A 12037-nucleotide genomic window follows, 5' to 3' on the forward strand; every position below is an offset into this window, starting at 1 on the left:
CGCGGCGTCAAATCGACTGAGGACGCTGCCTAGAAGAAGAGATCACCGACGGCCCCGGCGGTCCATTCGGGATGCGGACCACTCGAATCGCCTTGCGCGGCGAGGTCGGACAAATCGCCTCGCATGCCCCGCAGCCGGGACAGCGATCCAAGTCCACTATCGGCAGCACCGAGTAGGTTTCCTCGTTGAATTCCAAGCGAATGGCTACATAGGGACAGTGACTCCGGCAAATACCACATTCGCGATCTTCGGCCAGCAAACAAAGGTCTTGATCCAATACGGCCTTGCCGATCAGGGTGACGGGTTTTTCCGTCAGGGAAAACGGGACCAACGCGCCGGAGGGACACACTTCGCCGCACCGATTGCACTCGGGCAGGCAATAATCGTTTGCGAACGTTACCTGGGGCGCGAGCCAAGTCGTCACCGGCCCTGAAAACAATTGCGGCCGAACGATTCCCGTGGGGCATGCCCGGGCGCAATTCCCGCAGCGGACGCAGAGCGAGAGGAATTTCCGATCATCGAGAAAAGCGCCCGGCGGTCGCAAGGGTGGGATTTGTGCGGTCCCAAATCGCGGCGAAACCCAGGACCAGGCCGCGCCGCCGACCAAGACCAACGCGGCACGGCGACCCAGACGAAGAGTCTCCGTCAACGATGCGGTCGAAGTCCCCCGGCATCCTAGCGGGGCATCGTCAATAGACGCCTTTGCGAACCGGCGCGACATCCAAACCGTCAGCCCCCGCCGCCCTGAGAAAAGAATCTCTTGCAACCCTCCCAGCGGGCAAATTCGGTTGCACCACAACCCCGGCAGAAAGAAGCTGATCACCACGGCGGCACCGATGCCCGATAGCCCGACCGCCCAATGCCCCGCTCCTGCGGCCCAACGCTGCCCCAATCCGCTGAACAACGCAAGGGGATCGAGCCACAGCAGGATCGGACTCCCCAACAGAGCGCCGCCGAGGGTCAGAAATACCAGGTCGCGTCCGAGGCGAGGAAAAGCGGGAGACCGCAGTCCCACCCGTTTCCCCAACCGGGTCGATAACTCGTTGCAACTTCCCAGAGGACAGGCCCACCGACAAAACCATCGCAGCCGAAAAGCGGAAACCACCGCTATGAGCAGGGCCGCTAAACCAAATAGCGATAAGCTGCCGGCGAAGAGCAAGCCAAAGATCGCCGCGTACGGACTCAATCCGGCGGGGAGCGCGGCAAGCGGAGAGTCTTGTGCAACTTCGCCTAAAAGGATGAACACCGCGGCGGCTAACAGAGTCAGACGCACCGCCCACCGCAAAACCTCCGAAGCGAGGGCGGACGAGCGTCGAAGCTTCGGCGAATCGTCGACTCGCTCACCGCTCATCTCAAGCCCTGGCAGCGCATCGACGCGTTCGAGGGACTGCGGTTCAACCAAGATAGGCGCCTTGTTCTCGCAATATCTTCTGGATCTTGGGCACTTCCGCGGCGCGGACCGGGCAGCGGTCTTGAACCGCCACCGCCGCGGCGACTCCCGCCGCGTGACCGGTGGCGAAGCAGTTGGGAATCAGGCGAACCAGATCCGCCATCTGCATTTCGGCGCTGATGCAGCGACCGCACGCCAGTACGTTGTCGACACCTTTCGGCACCAGCGCCCCGTACGGGACTTGCCATTCCCCGTGCTGGCCGTTGGTTGATCCGCCGACGGCCACGACATCGTCAAACCGCCGCCCGGCCCGCAAATCCGCGTAGCGCACCGTCGCCATTCCGTTCAGCACGCGGGTGATGCGAACTCCCAACTGGGGGGCCGTTTCCACCAAGTAAAGCGACTCGTAGCCCGGCGTCTGTCTCGCTCGCTGGATGTTTCGCCAAATGAACTTTCGATGGGAGAGTTCCATCCGAGTCAGCGTCCGCACGTCCAGTCCGTCCACCTCGGGACCGGTCAAATTGATCCAATTCACGCCGGGGGCGGGCGTCGGAGCGCCTAATCGCTTGGGCCGCTCCGATTCCGAAGTTCGAGACGGATCAACCCGATCCAAATTGCCCACCCGCGATACCAAGCCCACATTGTGGGATCGGTGTTCAAACTCCGCTCCCGCCGCGGCGAAGATGTCTCCGTCGCCCGTCGCATCGATCACCACATCGGCCAAAATCGCCAGACGACCGGACTTGCTTTCGAAAACCGCACCCCGAACGGCGTTTTTGTCCAGGATGGCATCGACGCCCCAAGCGTGCAGAAAGACCTCGACGCCCGCCTCTTCTATCATTTCGACCATCACGTACTTCAATGCCTCGGCGTCAACGGTGGGGTTCCGCCCGGGTTGGCGGTTGATGATGCCGCCGGGGAGTTTTTCCAACCGTTGCATCATCTCTTCCCCGATCCCCATGCACACCTGCTTGCCGCCCGAGACGATATGGCCCAAGACCAACAACACCAGGCCGCCCGTCCAAAGGCCGCCGAAATGCCCGTAGCGTTCCACGACTGTTACCGCGGCGCCTGCTCGTCGCGCGGCAATGGCAGCGGAAACACCTGCCGGGCCGCCCCCAACGACTAAGACCTGACACCGAGAGAGCAATTCCAGTTCTCTCTGAGGTTGAATCACGCGACCGTCGACGAAGCGCGCACTGTATTGCGTATCCTGAACTTTGTGGGGATGGATCACGCTGCTCGTAAAACCCGACGACTCGCCAACGGGCGCCGTCGCGGGGCTTTCGGATCGGGCAGTATGCCAGGCGCCCATCCCGCCCATCGCCCCCAAAGCCCCCATCGCCCGCAGCCAAGTTCGCCGATTCATGCCGCTCATGGGTCGCGCCTTTCGTCGTCTCGCTTCCGTAATACGGTGTCAGCTGTGAACAACGTCCGCATCATAGAATGCAAAAACCCCTCATTGCAAGCCAAGCGTGCAACGAGGGGTATGGAATCATTCCACTTGCCGAGCAGACCGCTGTGGGGCCGCCCACCGATCGTTCGAGCCTCCCCCCATGTGGAACGGCGGCAGCGATCTATTTCTGCATCGTAGGAGCGGTCGGCACACGATCCGGCAGCGCCGCGGCGGGCGTATATTGAAGCTCGGTCGGTTGCGACGCCTCGCCGCCCGCAAAGTCGTCCCGCGATACGGCCTCGCCGGTCCCCTCGCTAGCGTCCTGACCTACGGCGGGAGGATTGCCGGTTTGCCGTCGCTCCAATTCCTCCGCAAGCAACTCGACCTTGCGCAATGTCTCTTTCATGTTTTCGAAATCCAAAAGCAGGGGCGGTTCTCCCGGAAAAATCACCGCCGCCATGCCGGCGATGCGCCAACCGTCCGCCTCTTTTCGCAACATCCACATGATATCGTCCGACCGCGGTTTGCCGTCGGCCCCGAGGTCCGTCCACGTGCTCATCACACGAGCCCCATCCTCCGCCACGAATTCGACCTTGTCCGAGACCTCGTAGCGTGCCGTATCGCTGCCCACCGGCGCGAATTGGCGATTCAATTCTCCCGCCTGCTGCCTGGCCAATTCCGTGAACATGGCCACCACTTTTTCGTCGTCCCCCGTGCGAACGGCCTCCAAAAACACCTTCGTCGCGGACACCGGGTCGCCGGTATTGTCGGCAGCCGAGTCGGTCACGTTGGCGGTCGCCCCCGACTGCCGATCGCCCGCCTTACGGTTACCTTCTTCCGCCGGCTTTTCCGCATTCTGAGGTCCGCCGCAACCCGGCAACCCCATCCAGCAAGTCATCAGGAAAAAACCGCAGATCGCCCAACCCGCCGATAATCTCGTCATCTTGTCCTCCCTGACCGTCTCTGCCGCCCATCGAGGCGATATCTCTCACGATCTTTCGAGCAAAGGGTCATCCACGCAGAAAGCCGTCGGCCCTCGCGACCCGGACGGAGTTAGTGTCGCGATCCCTCCCAATTTCGTCAATACGAACATTCGCCGGTACCGCACTTGCCCCCCGTTTGCCGGTCCTCCGGACGGCGGGCCGAGCCGTCATGTCCGGGCGGCGGCACGCAGTTTTGCACTGCGACTGCGCGGATTGGCGGCCAACTCCTCTTCGGAAGGTGTGACGGGCTTCTTGGTGAGAGAAGAGTAACGCGGATCGTTGCGAAAGGCCTCTTTGACGATGCGGTCCTCGAGCGAGTGGAAACTGATGATAACGAGTCGCCCGCCGGGACGCAGAACGTCGGGCATCCGCTTCAAAGCCGACTCCAACGCCTCCAATTCTCTGTTTACGGCGATCCGCAATGCCTGAAATGTCCGAGTGGCGGAATCGATGCCGCCGAACCGCGGACGGGGTACCACGCGATGGATGATGGCCGTCAGTTCCGTCGCCGTCTTGATCTCTCGAAATCGGCGCTCTTCCGCAATCGCTCGGGCAATGCGTCGAGCAAAGCGTTCTTCACCGAAAGCATGAATCAAATCCGCCAAGGCTTTTTCGTTCAAGCGGTTGATCAGACGCCAAGCCGGTTCCCCCTCTTCCGGATTGAAACGCATGTCGAGCGGACCGTCCGAGGAAAAGCTGAACCCTCTGTCGCGGTCCGCAAGCTGATCGCTCGATAACCCTAAGTCCAAAACGATGCCGTCAACGCACTCCCAACCAAGCTCATCGAGCACTTCCGGCAGGTCGCGGAAGTCGGCCTGCACAATAAGGACCGATTCGCCGAAGCGGCGCCGCGCTCGCGCCACCGCGTAAGGATCGCGGTCCAGCGCCAACACCCTTCCGCCCGGTAACACAGCGCGGACCAGGGCCTCGGTGTGCCCTCCGCCTCCAAGCGTCCCATCCACGATGGTCTGCCCGGGTTGCGGGGCCATCCATCTCAAGACTTCACGCAGCATGACGGGCGTATGGCACGTCGCTGCGTCGGGAAGAGGGGCGTGACCTTCATGTTCCATGGCAGGTGTTCGAAACTCAGGACGGAATTGAGGCCGATCGCGTTCCGCCGTTCGGCCTTGCGAACGGCACATCGCGCTTACGACGTGCTCCGTGCCGCAACCGCACTCACGGTAACACGCTGTAGCGGGAAAGACAAAAAAAGACCCACCCTCGAACACATCCTATGTTCATACGAGGGTGGGTCTCTGAACCCCGCGCACCCATGCGCCTCTGGGGTTCGCGTGCCGCCTGAGACCACTTCCCTGTGATCCGTCGGTGAGGAATGCACCGGTACGTGGCAACCGGTAAGGAACGTCGATCGGTGGCCGCTAATCGACGTTCGCATCCACACGCAAGGCGACATGCACGGACGGACGTCGCTCTTTATCCGCTTTCCATCGCTTCCTGGAGTCACCGGCATTTTCGCCCGGGCACATCCAGCGGCGATGGTATTCGCAAACGTGATTCGTCTTCCTAGGCGAGCCTTCCCTTCCGGCAAATCGGCCAATAATCATCTTTGCAACTCGGAATCGCGCAGTCAAACGATTCCGCCAAACATACCCCTCTATCTTACTGGTATTCACCACCATTCATAGCGAATCGGTAATTGCACCAGTTACCACCATTTCGCGAGGTCAGATCGAACCACTGTCACGCAACGCCGCCTCAGCAACGCGCTCGTATTCCGCCCGATTCCGTTGCCAGTACTGTTCCCAGCGTTGTTTCCCCCAAATCTCAAGGTGGTCCATCGCGCCGATGACGACAATCTCGGATTCCATCCCCACCTCCTCCAACAACGATGCAGGCAACCGGATGCGACCCTGGCGATCGATTTCGCATTCCTCGCTGAGCGAGAAGAAAAGCCGGGTGAAGGCACGCACGTCGGCCTGTGTGGGCGACGCTTGCCGCACCCGCGCGGCGAATCCGTGAAACGCGCCCTCCGTGTAAACGGCCAAACAGCCGTCCAGGCCCAATGTTACGAACACTTTGCTGCCCGGTGGACAGCCCAAGGATTCGCGGTGAGATTTTGGCAGGGCAAGACGCAGTTTGGCGTCCAAGGACCGCAAAAACCTCCCGGTCAGCACCGCCATATGTCACCCACTTTTCTCCACAAATCCCCACCGGCATTCCAAGATATCCCCTTCCGGCATTCCGTCAAGACAGCATTCCGACGCAAAGAGACTTCCGACCTTTCCTGCGGACGGAAGTCTCTTTCAGATAATGAGAAACAGGATTTAGAAAAGCCGTAAATCGAAAAGAAACGGCCCTAGTGTGGCATCTCAAACGGCCGATAATTCACTGGAAGGTCAAATTGAGAAGTTTGGATAAAAATAAACGCGAAGTTCACGTGGACCGATCGCTGCTCGAAACACCATTTTGAGCCGATCAGCCCACCCCTTCAGAATGGACATGACCCAGTAAGGGTCTCCTCCCAAAGCGATTCGTACATCTCCACGACCCGATCCCACCGGAAGTGTTCCGCCACATGTCGGAAATTGCGGTTGCCTAGTTCTGCGGCATGATTCGGATCGGCAAGCATCCGCATGATGGCACGACTCAAAGCCGCAACATTTTCGGGCGGCACCATTTGCTCACGGCCGCAGTCGCCTAGCGTTTCTGCAACGCCTTCCACGTCGGTTGTCACGACGGGACACCCTGCCGCCATCGCCTCCAAGAGTGCGTTGGGCATCCCCTCCCAACGCGACGGCAAGACGAAAAGGTCCGTGGTCTTCAAAATCTCGGACACATCCGACCGATGCCCGAGCCAGGCAACGCGACCGTCGATTCCCAAGCGGTCGGCCATGTCCCGAAGGAGCGCCTTTTGCGGTCCATCGCCCACGATTTGGAGTGTGGTATCCGGAAACGCCCGCAACCACGTCGCGGCACTCTCCAAGAGCACGTCCACCCCCTTTTGCGGAACCAGTCGCCCGACAAAGGTCACGCATCGCATCTTTCTCACAACGTCTTCCGATCCCACACGGAAAGACTCAACGGGTTGTGGGCGGATTCGGCTTCTCGGGCAGTCGCTGTCCACTTCCACCCCGTTGGGAATCACGACGATTTTTCTCGGGGAAAGCAGCCCTGCGGTCGCGGAGAAGTCGGCAACGGAACGACTGACACACACGTAGCGGTCCACCCAACCCGATGTTGCCGCGTCCAGCAATAAATGCCATTTAGCCGACCGCTCCGCGACGCGAATCCCCGAAATCACGACAGGCACGCCCGCCACACGCCCGACAATTCGCCCGACAAAATTCGCGTGGAATAAAAACGTCTGTAAAATGTCGGGCCGAAAATGCCGTATCCGCTTAGACCAACCTATCAGCGCCTTGGACAAATCCCTTAGCCCCCGACAATCGAGGAAAAAAAGCGGGATACCCCGTTCGGCGATCCTCCGGACCAGTCGATCGTCGCCTCGCGGTCGCGGCGCCAACGAGACTACCGATAACCGAAAACGGAGGGAATCCACGCGGCAAGCCAGTTCCGATAGGCATTTCTCGGCACCGCCGACGTCGAGGTCCGTAATCCCGAGCATGACGCGAATCGGAGCACGAGCCATTCCACGCTTCCAATCTATTCATCGTGGGTTACCGTCCACCTCGGTACCAGTAACGGCCGGCGTCGGTAGGCTTCAAGCCTTCGCCATGCGTCTCATTCTATCACGACCGGTAACACTCAGACTCGGCGCGACCGTCGCCTTTGAGGTGCGACTGCATGCCTGGTAGCAGCGGCTACTTGCGGCATTTTCGCTTGGAATCGGCCGTAAACCCGTTCAACATGCTCACCAGGAGCGCCACTTTCTACCTCCCGTCGAAGGCGTCAAATCCGGGATCATGGACGCAACCGCCGAACCGCCGTAGAATCGGGTTTTGAAGCATTCTCTCAAAAGCAAAAAGGGCAAACCGCAAGCAGATTCCGCGTTCTCTTGCGGATCTGGGCAATTGCGTTTTGGGCGGGTCGGGCGGACTGGGAAGGGTGCATCGACACCAATTCCATAGCAATACTTTTTTGAAACGAAACCTCATGGACGCAGCGGCATGACGGATCTCTCGGCTTACGATTACACGCTGCCCAAGCATCTGATCGCGCAGAATCCGCTGCCCAATCGTGCTGACGCTCGACTGATGGTGGTTCGTCGACGAACGGACGAAATCGAGCACTATCACGTCCGCGATCTCCCGGAGTTGTTGAACGAAGGCGACGTCCTCGTCCTGAATGACACCCGGGTTATCCCCGCTCGACTGGTGGGATACCGTACCGAGACCGGCGGGCGATGGGAGGGCCTGTTTTTAGAATCCGACGGCACCGGAATCTGGCGCGTTTTGGCTCACACGCGCGGAAAACCGCAACCCGGCGAAACCATTCGGCTCATCAACGCGCAAGGCGAAGAGGACACGCTGCTGCGGTTGGTCGCCAAATTGCCGGCGGGATCCGGAGAATGGTTGGCGATTCCCGACTCCGATGAAGATGCCTTGGCCCTGCTGGACCGCGTTGGTCGCGTGCCGCTCCCGCCCTACATTCGCGACGGAGAAATGATCGAAACGGATCGGCAGCACTATCAAACCGTGTTCGCGCGAGTCCCCGGCGCCGTGGCCGCACCGACGGCAGGTTTGCACTTCACCAAGAAACTGCTGGACGAGATTCGCCGCAAAGGGATCGGGATCGAATACGTCACCCTCCATGTCGGTCTTGGGACCTTCCAACCCATCAAGCAAGAGCGCATCGAACAGCACCGAATGCACAGCGAGTGGGGACGGGTGACGACCGCTACGGCGGAAAGACTTCGCGAAGCGCAATCGCAGGGCCGCCGCATCATCGCGGTCGGCACGACCGTCGTCCGACTCTTGGAAACCGCTGCGGCGGATGGCGAATTGCAGCCTTATTCGGGAGAAACCGACCTTTTCATAAAACCTCCCTACCGATTCCGGGCGATCTCCGCGATGATGACGAATTTCCACCTCCCGAAGACGACCTTGCTGGTGCTTGTGCGGACGTTCGGGGGCGACGAGTTGATCCGCCGTGCGTATGAAGAGGCCGTCCGCGAAGAATACCGTTTTTACAGTTACGGCGATGCCATGCTCATCGTCTAGCCGAATCCCCGGGAGATCGGGCGCACAACGTCGAAAATGGAGAATAGTACCGACCGAGTCTATCAAGCTGGTACGAGCGGTTGGCCGCCCAAGGAGCACCACGGTGAGTCAAGTTTCCGAAGAGCGGGTATTGGTCATTCCTGCGGCGGTGTTCCGCGAGGTGGGACACTTTCAAGGCTTCTCCCGCGAAGTGGAACGCTACCTGCCTCTCCTTCTCGAACCGCGACACCTTTCTTTTCTCCCGCGGCACGAGGTGGAGAACGATCCAAGCTTCAAACAATTGATTCCCTACGTCGTTCTGACTCATGATACCGCCAAGTCGGTAAAAGTATTTCACTACACGCGAGGCAAAGGACAAGGCGAATCGCGACTTCATCTGAAACGGAGCATCGGTATCGGCGGACACATCGCCCAGGGCGACGCGAGCGTCGCGACGGATGCCGCCTTCGACGAAGGGCTGAAACGCGAACTCTTCGAAGAGGTAGCAATCGAAAGTCCGCTCACCATTACGCCGGTAGGCCTCATCAACGATGACGAGACCGACGTGGGGCGCGTACACCTGGGTGTCGTTTGCCTGGGTCGGCTTGAGGAGCCTAAGGTGAGCGCCCGCGAGGCCGATATCCTAAATTGCGGATTTGCCCCGCCGCACGAATTGCGAAACAATTGGGATGAATTCGAAAGTTGGTCGCAACTGGCCTTGGCCCACTTGTTCTGAATCGCACATGCGACCGCGACGGGGGCCGCAACGTTGCCGCGCGAACCTCGCTCCTTCCGCTCGCCCAATGACCGCCTCGCTACCCATCTACCTCGACAATCACTCGACCACGCGATGCGATCCGCGAGTCGTAGAGGCCATGTTGCCCTATTTCGGTGAATTGTTCGGTAACGCGGCGTCAACCACGCACTCGCACGGGGCCTTGGCGCGGCAAGCGGTCGACGACGCTCGCGAGCGAATCGCAGATGCATTGAAGACTCCTTCCCAGGCAATCTATTTCACCAGCGGCGCGACGGAGAGCAACAATCTTGCCATCCAGGGGTTCCTGCGTCGCCTGAAAAATCCGGGGCATATTATTACCACGGGCATCGAACACACGTCCGTACTCGAGCCTATTGCGGCCATGCGGTCCCTGGGCCACGAGGTGACGATACTTCCACCGACCCAACGCGATTCGCCCGACGCCGGAGTGATTTCGCCCGAAGCGTTTCGCGATGCAATTCGACCCAATACGGTGTTCGCCTCGGTCGGCCTGGCGAATAATGAGATCGGCGTCATTCAGCCCTTGCGGCAAATTGCCGAAGTCTGCCGCTCCCAAGGGATCGTTTTGCACACCGACGCGACGCAAGCGGTCGGCAAGATTCCCGTGGACGTCAGAGAACTGGACGTCGACCTCGTGAGTTTTTCCGCTCACAAACTCTACGGGCCGAAGGGCGTGGGGGTGCTTGTGGTAGCCAAGCGAACACCGCCCCTTCGCTTGGCTCCGGTGATTCTCGGGGGAGGGCACGAACGAGGGCTTCGCAGTGGAACGCTGAACGTGCCCGGCATTGTGGGATTGGCCGCCGCCGTCGAATTGTGTTGCCGCGATCTCGAGTCCGAATCGGATCGACTCCGCTCGCTCCGCGATCGCCTGTTCAACCTCTTGAAACAGGGGTTGGGCGATGAAATCACCCTCAATGGTCCCAGTTTGGAGCGACCCGGCTTACGTTTGCCGGGAAACCTCAACGTCCGCTTTCGGCGTGTGGATGGAGAAACCCTGCTCCTCCACCTCCCCCAACTCGCGATGAGCAGCGGTTCGGCTTGCAGTTCGGCAACCGCAAAACCCAGCCACGTCCTATTGGCGCTGGGCTTATCGGAACTGGAAGCCAGGGCATCGATCCGCATCGGCCTCGGTCGCTTCAACACGGAGGAGGACATCCAGACTGCCGCGACGGCCATCATCGCCGCCGCGAAAACCCTTGCGGACACCGCCGGAAATCCTTGACCGACCGGTTAAGACCGGGCTCGCCTTTTCCCGTCTCAGGGGAGGTGCCGTCGCCCGTTCGTCGTCGGCGAAACCGGCGATCAGGGGCTTGTTACCCTCGCGAAGCCTTCGGCAACGAGCGTTCTTTGTTTCGGAAGCCCTTGGCAAAGCGACTGATTGCGACGTCCCTGACCGAGTCGTACAATCACTAACGAAAGCCGAAGGAAGGCCCCAATATAACCCCGGCGCCCACCGGCGAACGTCGAAAAGGGGATCGGGCATGGAAAACACCGCGACAAGCCATGTCGGCAACCTGACTTCGGGTCCGCGAGGGCTGAATCGGCGGCAATGGCTGCTCACCCTGGCCTGGGCGTTAACGCCGAGCTCCTCGAACCATGCCCGAGCCTTGGCGTTCGCCGATTCCAAAGACTTGAGGTTCGACTTCAGCGGACCGCTTATGTCCAAACGCGGAGGGCGCACGGTGTGGCCCAATCCGTGGAGCGTATGGTCCGGGCTAAGAGGTCAGGCCACCCTTCGCATCGAGGACGGCCCGGCGGAAATCGGCCGGGTTGCCCATTTCCAAACCTTCGGCGGATCGGTCGTCCTGTATCGCGACATGCGAAGTCGTCCCGCCGATATCCGCGCCTTGCCTTGGCTGTCTTGGAATTGGGCCGCCGAAAAACTGCCCGCGGGTGGAAGCGTCTTTCGTGCTGATCGCAACGATCAAGTGCTGCAAGTGTACTTGGCCTTTCGCCGAAGCAACGGGTACGACATCCTCGGCTACGTTTGGGACACCGCGACCGACGAGCGAGCCGAATCCGTTTCCCGGCAGTCATTCCGCTCGGTTATCTTCGGCCGGATCGATGCCGCCGTCCGAGTCGTGCGAAAGGGCCCGACGGAAGGCTGGTTGCGGGAAATTCAAAACGTCGGCGAAGATCACGCCAAGTATTTTTCCGCCTCTCCGCCGACCTTGGCGGCGCTGGGGATCTGGTCCGACAGCGATCATACGGGATCTTCGTCGGATGGAAGGATCGGTCCGCTTGTTTTCTCGGCCGACAAACCGCAAGATAGTGTGACGGCGGAGCATACGCCGACCTGAGTGGCAACCGCGAACGTGAAGGACGCTTCCGGCTCGCGGCATACGCATTGGGAGGCGGGCCATTGACAGG

General features: G+C 60.3%; 10 protein-coding genes. 4 read left to right on the forward strand and 6 right to left on the reverse strand.

All coding sequences use genetic code 11. The features are described 5' to 3' along the window. Positions 1-7: 7 nt before the first annotated feature. The 6 genes from ACYQ6J_RS01535 to ACYQ6J_RS01560 all read right to left on the reverse strand — a co-directional run bounded on the left by ACYQ6J_RS01535 (position 8) and on the right by ACYQ6J_RS01560 (position 7379). The gene (locus ACYQ6J_RS01535; protein WP_460182427.1) at positions 8-1273 is read right to left on the reverse strand and encodes a 4Fe-4S dicluster domain-containing protein; all 1266 of its coding nucleotides are present in this window, start codon (positions 1271-1273) and stop codon (positions 8-10) included. Positions 1274-1394: 121 nt separating this feature from the next. Then, positions 1395-2768, reverse strand: coding sequence for an FAD-dependent oxidoreductase (locus ACYQ6J_RS01540; protein ID WP_460182428.1), 1374 nt, complete (start codon positions 2766-2768; stop codon positions 1395-1397). 199 nt (positions 2769-2967) lie between these two features. Then, positions 2968-3729: a hypothetical protein gene (locus tag ACYQ6J_RS01545; RefSeq protein WP_460182429.1), complete on the reverse strand. Its 762-nt coding sequence runs from the start codon at positions 3727-3729 to the stop codon at positions 2968-2970. A gap of 207 nt (positions 3730-3936) precedes the next feature. Continuing rightward, positions 3937-4839, reverse strand: coding sequence for a 16S rRNA (cytosine(1402)-N(4))-methyltransferase RsmH (rsmH, locus tag ACYQ6J_RS01550; RefSeq protein ID WP_460182430.1), 903 nt, complete (start codon positions 4837-4839; stop codon positions 3937-3939). Between the two features lie 615 nt (positions 4840-5454). Further along, the gene (gene mraZ, locus ACYQ6J_RS01555; RefSeq protein ID WP_460182431.1) at positions 5455-5910 is read right to left on the reverse strand and encodes a division/cell wall cluster transcriptional repressor MraZ; all 456 of its coding nucleotides are present in this window, start codon (positions 5908-5910) and stop codon (positions 5455-5457) included. Between the two features lie 308 nt (positions 5911-6218). Next, the gene (locus ACYQ6J_RS01560) at positions 6219-7379 is read right to left on the reverse strand and encodes a glycosyltransferase (protein WP_460182432.1); all 1161 of its coding nucleotides are present in this window, start codon (positions 7377-7379) and stop codon (positions 6219-6221) included. A gap of 478 nt (positions 7380-7857) precedes the next feature. On the opposite strand from ACYQ6J_RS01560, the gene queA reads away from it, so the two are divergent. The 4 genes from queA (at position 7858) to ACYQ6J_RS01580 (ending at position 11967) form a co-directional block, all read left to right on the forward strand. Beyond that, a complete protein-coding gene (gene queA, locus ACYQ6J_RS01565; protein WP_460182433.1) occupies positions 7858-8910 on the forward strand; it encodes a tRNA preQ1(34) S-adenosylmethionine ribosyltransferase-isomerase QueA in 1053 nt (350 codons plus the stop codon). Positions 8911-9013: 103 nt separating this feature from the next. Continuing rightward, the gene (locus ACYQ6J_RS01570) at positions 9014-9625 is read left to right on the forward strand and encodes a phosphoesterase (protein ID WP_460182434.1); all 612 of its coding nucleotides are present in this window, start codon (positions 9014-9016) and stop codon (positions 9623-9625) included. Positions 9626-9692: 67 nt separating this feature from the next. Continuing rightward, positions 9693-10889: a cysteine desulfurase family protein gene (locus ACYQ6J_RS01575; RefSeq protein WP_460182435.1), complete on the forward strand. Its 1197-nt coding sequence runs from the start codon at positions 9693-9695 to the stop codon at positions 10887-10889. Positions 10890-11148: 259 nt separating this feature from the next. Further along, the gene (locus ACYQ6J_RS01580) at positions 11149-11967 is read left to right on the forward strand and encodes a DUF3047 domain-containing protein (protein WP_460182436.1); all 819 of its coding nucleotides are present in this window, start codon (positions 11149-11151) and stop codon (positions 11965-11967) included. The last annotated feature ends 70 nt before the right edge of the window (positions 11968-12037 follow it).

The sequence above is a fragment of the Thermopirellula anaerolimosa genome (assembly GCF_054657335.1).